This is a genomic window from Hymenobacter endophyticus (assembly GCF_032464715.1).
Taxonomy (GTDB): Bacteria; Bacteroidota; Bacteroidia; order Cytophagales; family Hymenobacteraceae; genus Hymenobacter; species Hymenobacter endophyticus.
In genome coordinates, this window is sequence record NZ_JAWDJT010000002.1 from 248,879 (window position 1) to 266,551 (window position 17,673).

Genomic DNA, 17,673 nt, shown 5'->3' on the forward strand with positions numbered 1-17,673 from the left:
CTTTAACCTCATCTTCCATGAAAACTCTGGTGCTGTTTTACTCCACGTATGGTCACGTATATAAGCTGGCGGAAGCCGTGGCTGAAGGTGCTCGCCAGGTGGCCGATAACGAAGTAGTTATTAAGCGTGTACCTGAAACCTTACCCAAGGAGCTGCTCGACCAGATTGGTGCTACGCAGGCCCAGAAGGCGTTTGAGCACATTCCGGTAGCCAAGCCCGAGGAGCTGGACCAGTACGACGCCATCATCATTGGCACGCCCACCCGCTACGGTAACGTCTGCAGCCAGATTCAGGCTTTCCTTGACGGTACGGGTGCCCTGTGGGCCCAGGGCAAGCTAGTAGGCAAAGTGGGCGGCGGCTTTGTGAGTACCGCCACCCAGCACGGCGGCCAGGAAGTAACGCTGCGCAGCCTGCATACTGAAATGCTGCACCACGGCCTCGTGATTGTGGGCCTGCCCTACGCCTGGCAGGGCCAGATGGGCCACACCGACGTAACCGGCGGCACGCCCTACGGCGCCAGCACCGTGGCCGGCGGCCAGGGCGAGCGGCAGCCCAGCGACAATGAGCTGGAAGGTGCCCGTTTCCAGGGTCGCCACACCGCTGAAATTGCCAAGAAGCTGGCTAAGTAAGCGGAAGCAGATAGAAGTCAGGAGACAAAAGCTAAACGTAAGCCTGTCATCCTGAGCAAAGCAAAGGACCTTATCACGTCAGAACAAGTCGTTCCAGCGTGATAAGGTCCTTTGCTTTAGTTTATTCCTCTCTTCTCTACTACAGCAGATTATAGGCTTTAATCAAGGCATTGAACGAGTCGCGGTAGGTGTCGCCGATGGGGAGGAGGCGGCCGGCTACCTGCACTTTGCCGCGCTCCACGTGCTCAATGCGGCTCAGGGCCACCAGAAACGATTTGTGGATGCGGGCAAACCGCTCGGGCGGCAGCACCTCCTCCACCCGTCGGAACGACTGGAGTGTGAGCACCTTACCGGTGGCGGTGTAAATCATCAGGTACTCCTTCATGCCCTCTATGTAGAGAATATCATCAAAAGCGACGCGCTGGAGGCGGTGGTCGTTTTTGACGAACATGGCATCCGGCGCGGTGGGCGTGGCCTCGGAGTGAGCGGGAGTTGCAGCCGGAGCTGGCGTTATAGGCGCGGCGGGTTGCAGTTGCTGGCGCACCTTCTGCACCGTCTGCACAAACCGCTCGAAGGCAATGGGTTTGAGTAGGTAGTCGGCGGCGTTGAGCTCGTAGCTACGCACGGCGTACTGGTCGTAGGCGGTGGTGAATACGATGCGGGGGCCGGGCTGGGGCAGCAGCTGGGCCAGCTGCACGCCCGTGAGCCGGGGCATGTGAATATCCAGAAACACCACGTCCACGGGGTTATCCTGCAGATAGGCCAGGCCCTGGAGCGCATCGTCAAACTGGGCTTTCAGCTCCAGGCCGGGCACCTGGGCGCAGTAATCGGCCAGCAGGTCCAGGGCCAGGGGCTCATCATCGAGGATAACGCAGGTCATCTTTATCAGGGTATGAGGGTAGGAAGGTAGGAGTTTAGGATGATATAGCGGGAAATATATATCGTCGCGTTGGATGCAGCGCAATAAGGCAGGTTAGCGGAGGCGAGCTGACTGTCAACGGATAGCGTTCAAACGACTGTCCTCGACTCCTACCCACTTCCCCCCAAACCCTCTTACCCTACTGCAACAGCACCAGCGTCACCACGTGCTGGCCGGGGGGCGTTTGTACATCCAAGGCGTAGCGGCCGGGGTAGAGCAGCTCCAGGCGGCGGTGCAGGTTGACGAGGCCCACGCCCCCGGGCTGTTTGGGCAGCTCCCGCTCGGCATCGGCGGGAGCTACGTGGTTGAGCACCGTGAAGCGCAGCAGCCCATCGGAAGCCAGCAGCAGAGAAATGTGTACGGCCACGGGGCGGGCCGTCAGGTCGCCGTGCTTGAAGGCATTTTCTACCAAAGGCAGCAGCAACAGGGGCGCAATAGGGTGGGCGCAGTCGGGCGAAGTGCCTTCTACCTCAAACTGAATGGCATCCTGGGCCGAAGCCGACAGCCGCAGCCGCTGCAAATCCAGGAAGCTGCGCAAATGGGCAATTTCCCGGCTTAGGGGCACAGTATCGGTGCTGCTTTCATAGAGCAGGTAGCGCATGATTTCGGCCAGGCGCAGCACGGCCTCCGGGGCCTTATCGGACTTGCGGCTGGTAAGGGAGTAGATGTTGTTGAGCGTGTTGAAGAGGAAGTGCGGGTTGATCTGGGTTTTGAGCATGGCCAGCTCTGTCAGTAACTGTTGGCGCTCCATCTCGCGGCGGTTGCGCTGGCCTCGCACGTAGTCGCCGGTGATGCGCAGGGCCGAGCTGCTCCCAATGATAAACACGCCCACAATGGCCGAGCTGAAGATGCGGGCCCACACTTCGGTGGTATCGGCGTTGGGCTTGCGGCCCGGTACAATGGTGGTTACCTGCCGGCCGTTGGTCCCTACCGGACGCGTTACGCGGTAGGCCGAAATCTGCACGCCTTTGCGGGAGGTCTGGGCCGTGAGCCAGCCAATGGCCAGGGCGTAGGGCAGCACCAGCAGGGCCGTAATCAGGCCGTATTGCAGCACGCGGGCCCGGCCCAGGGTGCGCGGTACCAGCCAGCGCCAGGTCAAGTAAAACAGAGTGGCCGCGCAAATATCTTCCACCACCAACCGCCCTACCATGGGCCACAGCGGCTGCCATTCGCCCAGCGTGGCCGGGAAGCGGGGCAGCACATTGATAACGCTGCTCAGCTTGAGCCCGTCCAGCAGCACCAGCACCACCCAGAGTACCACGTGAATCCAGCGGGGGACGCGCAGGTTTTCCTGAGCCGCCGACCAGGTATCGGGGCGGAGCCAGGCGCGCAGGCGCTTGCGCCAGCTAAGGCGGGAACCAGCTGCATCTTTCCCCGACGAGGCTCTTAGCGGAGCGGACAGAACTTCCATCATCGAAAATAGCACGCGGAAGGCCGTTTTCCGGCTTTTTTTCAATCAACCCGCCCATAACTACCGCCAACGCCCACAAAGCCAGCGCAAACGTGAGCCAGAGTTTACTGGGGGACTGAAAACAGATTTTGCGCGGGAAAAACCGTCGTTTCGGGGCCGGGCCGGTGGGTTGGTTGAATAGGCCAGAGAAGATATAGCAGGGCCGCTAGGTTTGCTGCCGTTCTATCTGTCTTTCTGCGCTATGAAATCCACTACTCCCCTGCTGCTCGAAACCCGCAGCCTCCATTTTCGCTTCGGCCAGCGGCCTATCCTGCACGATGTGAACCTGCAGGTGGAGCCGGGCAGTCTTTACGGTTTCCTGGGGCCGAACGGAGCCGGCAAAAGCACCACCATGCGCCTGCTGCTGGGCCTGTTGCGGCCGGCTAGCGGCTCGGTCCACCTGTTCGGCCACGATTTGGCCCGGCACCGAGTGGCGCTGCTGGACCGGGTGGGCGCCCTCATCGAAAACCCCTCGCTTTACGACCACCTCTCGGGCCGCGAAAACGTGGAAGCCACCCGCCGCCTGCGGGGCGTGGCCGCCAGCCGCACCGCCGAAGTACTGGAACTGGTAGGCCTGACTGATAACGCCCACCGCCCCGCCAAGGAGTACTCCCTGGGCATGCGCCAGCGCCTGGGCCTAGCCATTGCCTTACTCTCCGACCCCGACCTACTGCTGATGGATGAGCCCACCAACGGCCTCGACCCCAACGGCATTATTGAGATGCGGGAACTGCTGCAGCGCCTGTGCCGGCAGCACGGCAAAACCATTGTGGTCAGCAGCCACCTCATCAGCGAAATTGAGAAAATGGCCACCCACGTGGGCGTGATTCAGCAGGGCAAGCTGGTATTTCAGGGCAGCCTGCCCGATTTACGCCGCCTGCAAACCGGCCGCGCCCGCCTGGTAATAGAAACCCTGGACGCCGAAAGCTGCCGCAACCTGCTGCCCCGCCTGCTGGCCGGCGCTACGGTAGCGGGCCCCGGCACCCTCTGGCTGCCCTGGCTCAGCCAGGAGCACACGGCCGCCCTGGCCGTGGAGCTGATTGCCGCCGAGCAGCCGCTGTACGGTCTGCGCCTGGAGCAGCCCACCCTGGAGGACACCTTTCTCCACCTCACCGAAAGCCGCGTGGCCGCTGTGTAAAACGACTTTTTCATTCCGAACGAAGTGGGGAATCTAGCTCAATTCAGCTGAGTATTCAACCCCGATTCCTCGCTGCACTCGGAATGACAATCACTCCTTATCCACTCTCTGCTATGGAAGCTACCCTACCCTCATCCGACTTTACACTCCTGTCCGCTGCGCCGGCTCCAATTACGCAGCTGCGTCGCACTCTGGCCTCTGATACCCTGAAGCTGAAGCGCACGGCGGCATTGCGGCTTACCTTGCTCAGCGGCGCTTTTCCGGTGCTCATTACGTTCCTGATTTTCTTTTTCAAGGGCGACATTATTATGAAAGCCGGCGGCAGCCCCTGGCCCCGGTTTATCAGCACGAGCTGGCAGACGGCGGGCACCCTGCTGCTGCCGCTGTTTGTGGTGCTCCTTACCAGCCTGGTAGTGCACATCGAAACCAAAGCCACCGCCTGGAAGCACCTCTACGCCCAGCCCGTGGGGCGTGGGGCCGTGTTCTTGTCCAAGCTCCTGCTGATTCTGGCCCTGAATGCCGTGGCCCTGCTGCTGTTTGCGGCCCTGGTGCTGGGGGCCGGCATGCTGCTGAGCGTGCTCCGGCCCAAGTTGGGGTTTGCACTGGCCACTATTCCGCTAGAAACCGTTGTCTGGATGCTACTGCGCACCTACGTGGCCACGCTGGGCTTGCTGGCGGTGCAGTACGTGGTGAGTTTGTTCTGGCGCTCTTTTGTGGTGCCGGTGGGCGTGGGCATGGGCGCGGTGGTGGCCACCATTGCCCTGCTGCAGTGGGAGCACGCTGATAAGATACCCTACGCCGCGCCCCTGGGCACTTCCATGGCCATGAAGATGGTGAAAGGCGGGGGGTTGGAAGTAGCCCACGAGCTGGCCAAGCACGAATGGTACTCCCTGGGTTGGTTTGCCGCAGTGCTGGTGCTGGGCTACGTGCTGCTGCTCCGCCGCAGCGCGACGAATTAAAACTTTCCGTAGCGGCAACGGGCCGATCCTTTTCCAGTCCTTGGCGCGCCTTCTCCGCACAGCTTACCCTTCTTTCCTGACGCTTCAGGCACCCTTTCCTACCGTTCGGCAAGCGCTGCTTTTTGCTGTGCGCCCGATACTTTCTCTTTGCAACTACCTTCTCTTTATCTCTCGATGAAAACTGTTACCCTTCCGCTGCTGCTTACTGGCTTGCTCGCTACCCCGGTTCTGGCCCAGACTGCGCCGCCCGCCGGTGCTCCGCCAGCCGGTCAGCGCCCCGCTGGCGCACCGGGCCAGCCCGGCGCAGCGGCGGCCAAGCCCATTCTGCCCACGGCCGCCAAAGGCACTGGCCGCCTCGAAGGCACCGTGCTGGATGCTACCACCAAGAAGCCCGTGGAGTTTGCCACCATCACGCTGCTTCCCCTGAGTGGCACCACGCCCCTGGATGGCGGCGTCTGCGACGAGCGGGGCCGCTTTAAGCTGCAGGGCTTGGCCGCCGGCGAGTTCCGGCTGCAGATCAGCTTTATCGGCTACGCTACCCAAACGCGCAACGTCACTATCACCGGCGGGCTGACTACGGTGCCCACTATCAGCCTAGAAGGCACGGCCCAGAAGCTGGGCGAGGTAACCGTAACGGGTGAACGGGACGTTATCGAGACGAAGCCGGACCGCATTGTGTACAACGCCGAAAAAGACCTGACCAACACCGGCGGCACGGCGGCCGATGTGCTGCGTAAAGTGCCTTTGGTGAACGTGGACCCCGACGGCAACGTGGAGCTACGCGGCACCAGCAACGTACGCGTACTCATCAACAACAAGCCCTCAGGAATCGTGGCCTCCTCGGTGGCCGATGCCATGAAGCAGATTCCGGCCGACCAGATCAAGAGCGTGGAGGTGATTACCACGCCCTCAGCCAAATACGACGCAGAGGGCACGGGTGGAATCATCAACATCACGCTCAAGAAAAATAATCTGGAGGGTATCAATGGCTCGGCGGGGCTGGCGGCGGGTACGCGGAGCTCCAACGGCAACGCCTCCCTCAACTACCGCAAAGGCAAAGTGGGCCTCACCAGCTCGCTGAGCGGTTTTGGCTTCTACAGTCCCAACCGCAACGACCTCACCCGCTACCTGAAAGACGGCAGCGGCCAGGAGCGGCTTTCCCTGGAACAGCAGGGCGACGGCAACACGATTGGCGGTGGCGGCTTCGGGCGGCTGGGCCTGGACTACGACCCGGCCCAGTACCACAACCTCACGCTGAACGTGCAGGGCAGCCTGTTCCGCAACAGCGGCGACTACGACCAGTTTAACAACGTGCTTTTGCCACTGAGCAACCAGTTTACCCGTGCTACCGACCGCCGCTTCCGCACCCAGAGCTATGACATGAGCGGCTCCTACACCCGCACGTTTGAGCAGAAGCGCCGGGAGTGGAGCGTACTGGCCCAGCACACCCGCAACCGCAACGTGCAGGCCTACTACCTAGATCAGTTTGCGGGCAACACCACCGAGAACCTAGCCAAAAATTACCGCGAAGAATCGGACAACCTCTCGCGCAACCTGGAAACTACCCTCCAGACCGATTACGCCCACCCCTTCTCGGAGACTGCCCTGCTGGAAACCGGAGCCAAGGCCATTCTGCGCCGCGTGAGCAGTGACTACGACGTGTTCAACAGCCCGTCCGTCAGCCTGCTCGACCCGGTGTATAACCCCAACCGCTCCAACCTCTTCGATTACAACCAGGATGTGGTGTCGGGCTACGGCACCTACGGGTTTTCGGCCAGCAAGAAGGTGAGCTTCAAGCTGGGAGCCCGGGTGGAGAATACGCGCATCAACGGCAGCTTCCAGCAGCAGCAGAGCGAAAACTCGGCCGTGAAGCAGAACTACACCAACTGGCTACCCAACCTGAGCCTGAGCTACCAGCCCCAGAACCCCAAGAAGCCGGGCCAAACCCTGCGCATTGCCTACTCCAAGCGCATCCAGCGCCCCCAGATTTTCTACCTGAACCCCTTCCGCAACACTTCCGATACGCTGAACGTGAGCTACGGCAACCCCCAGCTGGAGCCTGAGCTGACGGATAGCTACGAGGTCAACTACACCACCTTCATCAAGGGCTCGGTGCTGAATATGTCGGCTTACGCCCGCCGCACCGGCAACGCCATTGAAAGCTACCGGTTTGTGGAGAATGGGGTGAACAACCAGACCTTCCGCAACATCGGCCGCAATGCCACTTACGGGGTTAGCCTGTTTGGCTCAGTGAAGCCGGTGCCGAAGTGGGACGTGAGCGGCAACGTGAACGTGTACTACGTATCCTTGAAAAGCAATGCCTTGAACTTGGATAACAGCGGGGTGATGTACAACCTGAACGTAAACTCCGGCTACAAATTTGAGAAGGGCCTGAGCGTGCAGTTCTTCGGAGGGCTTAACTCGCCGCGGGTGCAGCTGCAGGGCCGCCAGGCTGCCTGGACGTTCTACTCGGTGGGCCTGCGCAAAAACCTGCTCAAGGACAAGGCTGACCTCACGCTGAACGCCGACAACTTCCTCTCGGCCACCCGCAATCTGCGCAGCACCCTCGACACCGACCAGTTCCGCCAGGAAAGCAACAATTACATCTACCTGCGCGGGGTGCGTCTGGCCTTCAACTACCGCTTCGGCAAAGTAACCCAGCAAGCCCCCAAACGCCGCCGCAGCATCCAGAACGACGACGTGAAGCAAGGCGGCGACGGCCAGGGCCAGCAGGGAAACTAGGTCAATTAAAAGTTAAGAATGAAGAATTAAAAATGAGCCGTTGGGCGGTCCGGTTACGGGTCCATCCAACGGCTCATTTTTAATTCTTCATTCTCAATTTTTACTTGATTTCACAGCTTCCCGTGGTAGCGCAGCAGCTCCAAAAACGCCTCCCGGTAGGTTTCGCCGATGGGCAGCTGGGCGCCGTGCACCTGCACGCGGTGGCGCTCCACAAACTCCAGGTGGCGCAGGTTGATGAGGTAGGACTTGTGGATGCGGGCAAAACGGCCGGCCGGCAGCAGCTCCTCCAGCTTGCGAAAGGACTGCAGCGTCAGGATTTTGCCGGTGGCCGTGTAGTACATCAGGTATTCCTTCTGGCCCTCGGCGTAGTACAGCTCATCAATGGGTACCCGGCGCAGACGGCTATCCTGCTTCACAAACAGTGCCTCCCCGGGCTCCGTAAATTCGACTGGTTCAGAAGTGCCGTGGGCTGAAGGAAGGGGCTGCAGGGCGGCGCGGGCGCGGTGGGCGGCCTGCACAAACCGCTCGAAGGAAATGGGCTTGAGCAGATAATCAAGGGCCGGTAGCTCATAGCTCTGCACGGCGTAGTCGGGGTGGGCGGTGGTGAAGATGATGAGGGGCCGGGGCGCGGGCAGCAGCTGGGCCAGCTGCAGGCCCGTGAGGCGGGGCATCTGAATATCCAGAAATACCACGTCCACGGGGTTGTCCTGCAGATAGGACACGGCCGCCAGCGCCTCCTGAAACTGCCCACGTAGCTCCAGAAACGGCACCTGCGCGCAGTATTCGGCCAGCACCTTCAGGGCCAGGGGCTCATCATCCACCACCACGCAGCTCATCGGACGACGGGTTACTGTCTCAGAAACGGGCATGGCTGATTAGTTGCTGATTGTTGGTAATTGATGCTTGTTGCTTGTTGTTCCGTCACCCTGAGCCTGCGCAGAAGTTTACCCGAACCGGACGGCCTCTGCCAACCTGTGCGGGAACCAAGGTTATAGCAGCGCGACTCAGGCTGGCAAACGACCAATCTGCAAAGAAAGCCGCACGGCGTATTCCTGGGCGTTGGCAGTAACTACCAGGGCATGGGCTTCGGGGTAGAGCAACTCCAGGCGGCGGCGCAGGTTGGCCAGACCTACCCCGCCAGGGCCGGGGGCTTCGGGAGCCACCCGGTTGCGCACCAGAAACTGTAGCTGGCCCTCGGGCGTAAGTTCCAGCTTCAGGCGCACGGCGTGGGGGCGGGCCGTCAGGTCGCCGTGCTTGAAGGCGTTTTCCACCAGCGGCAGTAGCAGCATGGGCGGCAGGCGGCAGGCGTGGTCGGCGCCGGGCGGCAGCAGCACCGTGAACTGGATGGCTTCGTCGGCATCCTCGGGGGGCAGGCGCAGATGTTGCAGTGTGAGGAAGCTCTGCAGGTGGTGAATTTCCCGGGCCAGGGGCACTAGGTCGTCCTGGCTGTCGTAGAGCTGGTAGCGCATCAGCTGGGAGAGGCGCAGCACTGCTTCCGGGGCCTGGGGCGAGGCGTTGAGCGTGAGGGAATAGATGTTGTTGAGTGTGTTGAAGAGAAAGTGCGGGTGCAGCTGGTTTTTGAGTAGGGCCAACTCGGTGCGCAAATGCTGCTGCTCCAGCTCCCGGCGGTTGTCCCGCTCCCGCAGGTAGTCGCCGGCCAGCCGCAGAAAGAAGCTCAGCGCCAGAATAAGGCCGCCCAGCAGCAGGTAGTAGCTCTGCAACACCTGCACGTAAAAGCCCAGCGGCTGATTCTGGCCCTGCACCTTCACCTCCTCAAAGTAGTAGCTCACCCCGATGCGGGTGGTACAAAACGCTACCAGGCCCAGCGCCAGCACCAGCAGATACGCCCCCAGCCTGCCCCGCCGAAACAGAGCCGGCATAGCAAACCAGTTGAGGTAGAACAAGCCCGAATCGAGGACGTTGGTAGTCAAGGCTAATGCCCAGAAATGGTCTTTGGGCGGGGGAATGAGCACGCCCTGGTTCAGCAGCCAGCCTTGGGCATCAAAGTACAGCAGCAGCGCCAGCCACCCCAGGTGCACCCAGGGCAAACGCCGCAGCCATGCGGGCAGCTGCCAGGCCGGGCGGCGGACGGCGCGGGTAGGAGAAAACGAGGGATTCAGAGCCAAGAGAAGTAACCGGCAGACTTTACCGCCCACCGAATGCTCCGGCAACATACAACCACGCGGCCATTTCCGGCGGAGTTTTCAACCAACCAGGCGGCTGGCTTCAATCAACCTGCCCGGGCTGCTTACCAGCCTGCCCCTGCCACAAATGCCCCGGATAACCGGGTTGGTTGAGGCTGCACGCAACGTTGGTTGATTATTATGACTCCTGGCTCAAATACCTACTAGGTTTGCAGCGTTGTGTTACCGATTCCGCTGGGCAACATCCAGCCCATGCATATTACTTTTTCTCTATTCTTCTTATGAAGCACTTTTTCCCGCTGCTTTTGCTGGCGGCTCCCATAGCAGTACACGCTCAGGCCCCGGCTACCTCAACGGTTTCTACCACCAAGGGCCCCGGCCGCCTGAGTGGGCGCGTGCTGGATGCCGCCACTCAGAAACCCGTGGAGTACGCCACCGTGGCCCTGCTGCCCGCTACCGGCACGGCCCCGCTGCTGGGTGGCACCGCCGACGCGGATGGCCGCTTCGAGTTGCGCGACCTGCCCACCGGCGAGTTTCGGCTGCAAATCAGTTTTGTGGGGTATGGCAGCGTGATGAAGCCGGTGACTATTACGGCCGAACCCCAGAACCTGGGCAACCTCACACTCACCGCCTCAGCCCAAAACCTGGCCGGCGTAACGGTAACCGGGGAGCGGCCGGTGGTAGAAACCAAGCCCGACCGCCTAGTGTACAACGCCGACCAGGATGCCAGCAACGCCGGGGGCACGGCTACCGATATTCTGCGCAAAACCCCGCTGGTAAACGTGGACGGGGAGGGCAACGTGCAGCTGCGCGGCACCAGCAACGTGCGTATCCTCATCAACAACAAGCCCTCAGCCCTGCTGGCCGGCAACCTGGCCGAAGCCCTCAAACAAATCCCGGCCGACCAGATCAAGGCTATAGAGGTAGTTACTGCGCCCTCGGCCAAGTACGACGGCGAAGGCTCCGGCGGGGTTATCAATATCGTGCTCAAGAAGAACAGCTTGCAGGGTACCAGCGGCAGCGTGGGCGCTAGCGGCGGCAACCGTAACCAGAGCCTCAACGGCAGCCTGAACGCCAAGCGCGGCAAAGTAGGTGTGAACACCAAACTCAGCGGCTTCCGCAATCTGTACCCATTTAAAAGCCTTACGGAGCGCACCAGCTTTCTGCCCGGTGGCGGTACCGGCCAGCTCACGGAGCGCACTACCTCCCACAACCAGGGCACGGGCGGCTACGGGCAGGTAGAACTCACCTACGACCCCTCGCCCCTGCATAGCTTCACGGTGAGCGGCAACGGCAACCTGTACGGTAACGATGCCCCCCAGCAGCTGTTCAACCAATACCAGGGCCAGCCCCAACTGGATACGCTGTACACCCGCGACATCAACCGCCAGGATGAAAGCCGCAACTACGACCTGAACGCGGGTTACACCCGCACCTTCGGCGAGCAACAGCCCCGCCGCGAGTGGAGCCTGCTGGCCCAGCACACCAACAACCGCAGCCGCGAAAAATACCGCCTCGACCAATTCCCGACGGCCGAGTTGTTTGGTGGGCCTATTGAGTATCGGGAAGCCAGCCGCAACCTGGCCCGCAACCTCGAAACCACCTTCCAGACCGATTACACCCACCCATTTGGGGAGAAGAACACGCTGGAGCTGGGTGCCAAGCACATCCGCCGCCAGGTTAGCAGCGACTATACCCTGGACACGCTGCTGGTAAGCCAGCAGACTGACTTTGCGCGTAGCGCCCTCCGCTCCAACCGCTTCGATTACAGCCAGAACGTGCTGGCGGCGTACGGCACCTACAACTTTTCGGCCGGTAAGAAATACGCCTTCAGCCTGGGCACGCGCCTGGAGCGCACGGCCATTGCGGGCGAGTTTCAGAGCGAAGCCGGCCGTTTTCAGAACGATTACCTGAACGTATTGCCCAACCTGAGCGCCACCCGCACCCTCAAAAAAGACGGCCAGACGCTGCGCCTGAGCTACTCCCGCCGCATCCAGCGCCCCCAGATTTACTTCCTCAACCCCTACGTTAATCAGGTAACGCCCAGCTCTGTCAACTTCGGCAACCCCCGCCTACGGCCCGAAACGGCCGATTTGCTGGAGCTGGGGTACGGTACGTTCGGGGAGAAAAGCTCCTTTAACGCCTCGGCCTTCATGCGGCGCACTGGTAATTCCATTGAGAGGTTCAGCTCCTATAATCAGGAATTGGCCCGCAACGAAACCACCTACGGCAACCTGGCCACCGTGTACAACTACGGCGTGAACCTGTACGGCTCCTGGAAACCCATGAAAGACTGGGACCTGAGCTCCAACCTCAGCGGCGACTATACCCGCCTAAACAGCTCGGTGCTCCAGGGCACCAACAGCCGAGCCAGCCTCTACATGAACGTCAACTCCTCCCTGAAGCTGAGCAAAAACTACTCCCTTCAGGGCTACGGCGGCTTCTGGACGGGCGGCGTGCAGCTCCAGACGCGCTACTCCGGGGGCGTATATTATGGTCTCAGCGCCAAGAAGCTACTGCTGGCCGAAAAAGCCGACCTCTCCTTGGGCCTCAACAACTTCCTGGCGCCCGGCCGCGAGTTCCGCAGCACCACTACCACCCCCGATTTCGTCAACTACGGCTCCTTCTACTCCTACCAGCGCAATATCCGCCTGTCCTTCAACTACCGCTTCGGCAAGCTGGAAGGCGGGCAGCGCCAGCGCCGCTCCATCCGCAACGACGACGGCAAAGGCGGCGGCAGCGGCGGCCAGCAAGGCGGGTAGCAAACGTCTGTCATCCTGAGCGCAGCGAAGGACCTTATTACGTTCGAACGACTCGTTCAGACAAGGTAAGGTCCTTCGCTGCGCTCAGGATGACAGACGTTTTTGCTTCATTTCTCATCCCCTTTCCCCTCATTCACTTATTCCAGATTTCCCAGGCGGCTTCGGCTTGCAGGCAGAGCATTTCGAAACCGTTTTTGGTTTGCGCCCCGGCCGCTTGTCCGCGCTGCATGAATTCGGTTTCGCGGGGGTTGTAAATCAGGTCGTAGAGGTAGTGCTGACTGCTGAGGGCTCCGTAGGGAATAGGCGGGCACTCGTGCACCTCCGGAAAAGTACCCAGCGGGGTGGTATTGATAATAAGTTGATGCTCCTGCAACAGCCGGGGCGTAAGCTCCTGGTAAGTTAGCCCCGCGCCCATAGCGTTGCGCGACACCACCCAGTAGCCGATGCCCAAATCTTTCAGCGCCACTTCCACGGCCTTGGAGGCTCCGCCGCTGCCCAGCACCAGCGCCCGAAAATCTGCTAGCCCCCCTTTGGGCAGAAATCCGCGCAAGGACTCGCGGAAGCCGATGTAGTCAGTGTTGTGCCCAACTAAGCGGCCACCCTCCTGAAACTCAATGACGTTGACGGCCCCGACCCGGGCGGCAGAGGGAGCTACTTCGTTCAGAAACGGCCACACCTGCTCCTTGTACGGAATAGTCACGTTGAGCCCCCGCAGCTCCGGATGCGCGGCCAGTAGTGCTGGCAGCTCATTGATGGTAGCCAGCTCAAACAGCTCGTAGCGGTGGTCGTCCAGGCCCAGATTATGAAACTTCTGGGTGAAGTACGTCTGGGAGAAGGAGTGCTTCAGGGAGCGGCCAAGGAGCCCGAATTCCGGCATAACTGCATGACTAAGGTTTGAGAAGTAAGCAACAAAAAAAACCGCCCCGGCCAAAGTAAGCGGGGCGGTTTTCGTAGTTATTCCAACGGGTTCTGGCTAAGCTATTGGGCGCTTGTTTTCCCGGCGGGCTTTGAAGAACTCCCACACGGCTGGCAGTACCGATACGAAAATTATCATGAGCGTGAGCAGTCCGAAGTTATTCTGAATCCACTGAAAGCTACCCAGAAAGTACCCCGCTCCCGTCAGCAGCACAACCCACACTACCGCGCCTACCAGGTTATAGGACAAGAACTTGGAGTAGCTCATGGTGCCTATGCCCGCCACAAAGGGAGCAAACGTGCGGATAATGGGAATGAAGCGGGCAATAATGATGGTTTTGGCCCCGTGCTTCTGGTAAAAATCCTGGGTGCGGTCCAGGTGTTCCCGTTTCAGCCACCTCGAGTTTTCCCTGAACACACGCGGCCCCAGATAGTCGCCGATATGGTAGTTGAGCGTATCCCCCAGCACGGCGGCCAGAATCAATAGCCCAATCAGGATGCCCACGTTCAGGCCATTGGCTGGGTTAGCGGCCAGCGCACCGGCGGCAAACAGCAGGGAGTCGCCAGGCAGGAAGGGCAGCACCACTACGCCGGTTTCCACGAAGATGATGAGGAAGAGAATGGCGTAGGTCCAGGTCCCGTAGTCCTGAATAATTTCCGCCAGGTGCTTGTCGAGGTGGAGGATAAAGTCGAGTAGATGCTTCAGAATTTCCATGGAGTGCGGCAGTGAGGCTACAAAGAAAGCGGATTATCCGTTGCCTACTCCACGGCGGCGTTTAGGTTTGTATCTGACTGACAGCAGCCCCGCGCAAGCAGCACCAGGTTGTACTCCACTTCCAGCTCCTTTACCTGCAGGCCCAGCCCCCGCAGATACTCCACCGCCGCCTGCTCCCCGATATGGAGCGGGGCTTGCTGCAGCGTATTCACTATCACCGTTCCTTCGGGCCGCAGCACCCGCCGGATGTGCTGCCAGAAGCCGGGCTCCGAGAGCTGCCGGGGCAGCAGCAAGTCCAGGAACAGGTCCACCACAATCAGCTCATAAGCTGCCGCAGGGGCCGTGGGCAGCCAGGCAAAGGCATCGGCGCACACAATCTGCAGGGTAGCATTGGGGCGGATGCCAAACTCCGAGGCGGCTACTTCTACAATGGCGGGGTCCAGCTCCACGGCCGTAATGGGCCCGGTGTGGTCCCGCTCCTGGCGTAGCAGCTCAATAATGCCGCCCCCGCCCATCCCCAGCACCAGCACCGGCGCGTTGGGCAAGCTGGGGGCAACGTGCATGAGGGCGTAGCGCAGTACCTGGTGCAGGGGGCCGTAGCTGTAGTTGGCGTACTGGGTATCGAGCACCTTGCGGCCCTGGTGCTGGCGCACCACCAGCCCCGGACTGTAGCGCGAGGGCACCCGCCGGGCCAGCGGCAGGGCGTAGCTTACCCAATTCCGCAGGGATGCAAGCAGCTTGTTCATAGGGCGCAAACATACGGCCTCCCGGCTGCGCAGCACTTGCTACGCCACCGGGAGGCCGCTGGGAGTTAGCAGAAAAGACTGTTTACTGCAGCACCGGCTTCACGCTGTAGCCCTGCTGGCGCAGCAGGTTAAGCACGCCCTGGGTACCGCCCAAATGAGCTGCGCCTACCGCAAAAAACGTGGGCTGCGCGGCCGCCTGCTTCTCGATGCGGGCAATCCACTGCTGGTTGCGGCCGTCCAGCAGCAGCTGCTCATACTCCTGGAATCCGAAGCTGCTTTTGCTGCTCACAGTGCGCAGCTCCTCAATATTCTGGGCTTTATAAAGGGTAAGCAACTGCTGAAACTCCTGCTTGGCTTCGGCTTCCTTGGTTACCATGTCGGCCAGCATCTTGCTCTGCACCGCATACGGAATCTTGTCGAAGAAGCCCATCTGCTCCTGCACCGTTTCCAGGCCGGTTACGTCCTTGTGCTGCTCCTGCGCCAGTTTCACGAAGGTGGTTTCGTAGCTGGCCGGCGTGCAGCCCAGCAGGGCCGGGTACATGATGGAGCTTACAATAAACGGCTTCAGCATGCCCAGTTGGGCAATAGGAATACCGGCTTTGGCCTTGAGGTAGTCGCCCACGCGGGTGTAGTCGGCGGCGGGCAGCAGCTTTTCCAGGGTCTGGCCATCGGTCATCATCATGCCGGCCTGCATTTCCTGCATCATGGTGGGGCTATCCATATCCAACTCCATTACCACCTGCTTGCTGCTACCAAAGGCGCGTTTCATAGGTTCCGTCACCTGCAAATCCTGGGGGCAAATCAGGTGAATGGTACCGTAGATATAAGAAGGTTGCGCCAGGCCCTTGCCCGAAACCTCCCACAGCAGAGAGTTGGCCGGAGCGGCAGCAGCTGCCGACGCCTTATCGGCCGTTTTAGTCTTGATTTTGGTTTTCTGGGCCTGCGTGCTCAGGGAAGTCAGGGCCAAAGCGCCGGCCAGTAGCAGCGTGCGGAACATAGTCATCGGGTAGAAATAAGTGAGAGGTGAAGGATGATCTGCACAAAGATGCAGCGTCCCGTATCCGCTCATCCGTTTATTGTACCAACGCTAACTTACTGCGCCTAAACGCCGCAAACCGGCCCACCAACCGCCGAAGCGCTGGCAGGCCGGTTTGCCTGATTGTGGTACTTGACAGCTTACTGCGCGGCTACGCGCCACAGGGTATCCGCAGCGTCATCGGCTACCAGCAAAGAGCCGTCGGGCAGGGCCGTAATGCCTACCGGGCGGCCATATACCTCTTTGTCGCCTTCGTTGGCGATGAAGCCGGTCAGGAAATCCTCCATGGGGCCGCTGGGCTTGCCGTTGCTGAAGGGCACAAACACTACCTTATACCCCGAAAATTTGGAGCGGTTCCAGGAGCCGTGCTGCCCGATGAACGCGCCACTGCGGTACTTAGCTGGGAATTTATCAGCCTTATAGAAAGCCAATCCCAATGACGCCGTGTGCGGCCCCAGGGCCACTTCGGGCACCACGGTTTGCTTCACCAGATCGGGCCGCTCGCCTTTACGGCGGGGGTCCTCCTTCTGCCCGAAATAGGCATAAGGCCAGCCGTAAAACTTGCCGGGCTGCACGCTGGTCAGGTAATCGGGCACAATATCATCCCCCAGCTCATCCCGCTCGTTCACGGCCGTCCACAGGGTTTGGGTGCCGGGGGCCCAGTCCAGGCCCACCGGGTTACGCAGGCCGGCGGCGTACACCCGCTCCCCACTGCCGTCGGGGTTTATTTCCAACACGTTGGCGCGGCGCTCCTCTTCTTTCATACCGTGCTCGGCTACGTTGGAGGCCGAGCCCACCGATACGTAGATTTTCTTGCCGCCGGGCCCAGCCAGCAGGTTGCGCGTCCAGTGGTTGTTGTAACCGCCGGCCGGCAGCGTCATGATTTTCTCGCCAGCCCCGCTGATCTTGGTTTCGCCCGCTTTGTAGGGGTAACGCCATACGCCGTCGGTATTGGCCACGTAGAATTTACCATCAATCAGCACCATGCCAAACGGCTGGTTCAAACCAGCCAGAAACGTTGTGCGGGTGTCGGGCTTGCCGTCCTTGTTGGTATCACGCAGCAGCGTAATGCGGTTGGCACTGCTGGCTCGCAACGACTTGGACGGGTCCAGCTCCAACTGCGCCGTTACCTTTTCCTTTACATCCGTCGGGATGGTGTTGGCCTCGGCTACCAGTACGTCGCCGTTGGGCAGCACGTAGGCGTTGCGGGGGCTCACCAGGCCATCGGCGTACTTGGTTACCACAAAACCAGCCGGGGCCGTGGGCATTTTGCCGGCCGGCCAGCCAATCACCTTGCTGCGCTTGGTTACCGATTTGGTAGCGTAAGGCTCGGGCAGATTTACTGGGCTGGCAGCAGTAGCCACCGTGTCGGCGGGAGTGGTGGCGGCGGCTTCGGCCTTTTCCTCTTTCGAGGGGCCGCCACAGGCTGTCAGCAGGGCCACAGAGGCCCAGGCAGAGCCGGAAATCAGTCGGTTCATATCAAAAAGCAGTGAGTATGGACAAGAAAAGGCCGGACTA

The 17,673-nt window shown here is 60.7% G+C and carries 14 protein-coding genes; 5 read left to right on the forward strand and 9 right to left on the reverse strand.

Annotated features, from left to right (window positions below):
* Positions 1-17 precede the first annotated feature (17 nt).
* On the forward strand, positions 18-629 hold the full coding sequence (gene wrbA, locus ROI90_RS03485; RefSeq protein ID WP_315996937.1) for an NAD(P)H:quinone oxidoreductase: 612 nt from the start codon (positions 18-20) through the stop codon (positions 627-629).
* Between the two features lie 139 nt (positions 630-768).
* Here wrbA and ROI90_RS03490 read toward each other — a convergent pair whose 3' ends face one another.
* Together ROI90_RS03490 and ROI90_RS03495 are read right to left on the reverse strand one after the other, a co-directional pair.
* Positions 769-1,509: a LytR/AlgR family response regulator transcription factor gene (locus tag ROI90_RS03490; RefSeq protein ID WP_315996938.1), complete on the reverse strand. Its 741-nt coding sequence runs from the start codon at positions 1,507-1,509 to the stop codon at positions 769-771.
* A gap of 178 nt (positions 1,510-1,687) precedes the next feature.
* Complete coding sequence (locus tag ROI90_RS03495; RefSeq protein WP_315996939.1) at positions 1,688-2,959, reverse strand: sensor histidine kinase; 1,272 nt, start codon at positions 2,957-2,959, stop codon at positions 1,688-1,690.
* 241 nt (positions 2,960-3,200) lie between these two features.
* On the opposite strand from ROI90_RS03495, the gene ROI90_RS03500 reads away from it, so the two are divergent.
* The 3 genes from ROI90_RS03500 to ROI90_RS03510 all read left to right on the forward strand — a co-directional run bounded on the left by ROI90_RS03500 (position 3,201) and on the right by ROI90_RS03510 (position 7,837).
* Positions 3,201-4,136: an ABC transporter ATP-binding protein gene (locus tag ROI90_RS03500; protein ID WP_315996940.1), complete on the forward strand. Its 936-nt coding sequence runs from the start codon at positions 3,201-3,203 to the stop codon at positions 4,134-4,136.
* Positions 4,137-4,249: 113 nt separating this feature from the next.
* Positions 4,250-5,095: an ABC transporter permease gene (locus ROI90_RS03505; RefSeq protein ID WP_315996941.1), complete on the forward strand. Its 846-nt coding sequence runs from the start codon at positions 4,250-4,252 to the stop codon at positions 5,093-5,095.
* Between the two features lie 174 nt (positions 5,096-5,269).
* Positions 5,270-7,837: a TonB-dependent receptor domain-containing protein gene (locus tag ROI90_RS03510; protein WP_315996942.1), complete on the forward strand. Its 2,568-nt coding sequence runs from the start codon at positions 5,270-5,272 to the stop codon at positions 7,835-7,837.
* A gap of 110 nt (positions 7,838-7,947) precedes the next feature.
* Here ROI90_RS03510 and ROI90_RS03515 read toward each other — a convergent pair whose 3' ends face one another.
* Together ROI90_RS03515 and ROI90_RS03520 are read right to left on the reverse strand one after the other, a co-directional pair.
* Positions 7,948-8,706 carry a LytR/AlgR family response regulator transcription factor gene (locus ROI90_RS03515; protein ID WP_315996943.1) on the reverse strand — a complete coding sequence of 253 codons (759 nt, stop codon included), beginning with the start codon at positions 8,704-8,706 and terminating at the stop codon, positions 7,948-7,950.
* 135 nt (positions 8,707-8,841) lie between these two features.
* Complete coding sequence (locus ROI90_RS03520; RefSeq protein ID WP_315996944.1) at positions 8,842-9,963, reverse strand: sensor histidine kinase; 1,122 nt, start codon at positions 9,961-9,963, stop codon at positions 8,842-8,844.
* Positions 9,964-10,262: 299 nt separating this feature from the next.
* On the opposite strand from ROI90_RS03520, the gene ROI90_RS03525 reads away from it, so the two are divergent.
* The gene (locus ROI90_RS03525; protein ID WP_315996945.1) at positions 10,263-12,743 is read left to right on the forward strand and encodes a TonB-dependent receptor domain-containing protein; all 2,481 of its coding nucleotides are present in this window, start codon (positions 10,263-10,265) and stop codon (positions 12,741-12,743) included.
* A 133-nt stretch (positions 12,744-12,876) separates the two neighbouring features.
* On the opposite strand, the gene ROI90_RS03530 is transcribed toward ROI90_RS03525, so the two are convergent.
* The 5 genes from ROI90_RS03530 to ROI90_RS03550 all read right to left on the reverse strand — a co-directional run bounded on the left by ROI90_RS03530 (position 12,877) and on the right by ROI90_RS03550 (position 17,633).
* Positions 12,877-13,620 carry a shikimate dehydrogenase family protein gene (locus ROI90_RS03530; protein ID WP_315996946.1) on the reverse strand — a complete coding sequence of 248 codons (744 nt, stop codon included), beginning with the start codon at positions 13,618-13,620 and terminating at the stop codon, positions 12,877-12,879.
* Between the two features lie 96 nt (positions 13,621-13,716).
* The gene (locus ROI90_RS03535; protein ID WP_315996947.1) at positions 13,717-14,373 is read right to left on the reverse strand and encodes a DedA family protein; all 657 of its coding nucleotides are present in this window, start codon (positions 14,371-14,373) and stop codon (positions 13,717-13,719) included.
* A gap of 44 nt (positions 14,374-14,417) precedes the next feature.
* The gene (locus tag ROI90_RS03540) at positions 14,418-15,119 is read right to left on the reverse strand and encodes a fused MFS/spermidine synthase (RefSeq protein ID WP_315996948.1); all 702 of its coding nucleotides are present in this window, start codon (positions 15,117-15,119) and stop codon (positions 14,418-14,420) included.
* An 82-nt stretch (positions 15,120-15,201) separates the two neighbouring features.
* Complete coding sequence (locus tag ROI90_RS03545) at positions 15,202-16,122, reverse strand: TraB/GumN family protein (protein ID WP_315996949.1); 921 nt, start codon at positions 16,120-16,122, stop codon at positions 15,202-15,204.
* Between the two features lie 173 nt (positions 16,123-16,295).
* Entirely contained in the window at positions 16,296-17,633 is a 1,338-nt protein-coding gene (locus ROI90_RS03550; RefSeq protein WP_315996950.1) for a PQQ-dependent sugar dehydrogenase, read from the reverse strand.
* Positions 17,634-17,673: the final 40 nt, after the last annotated feature.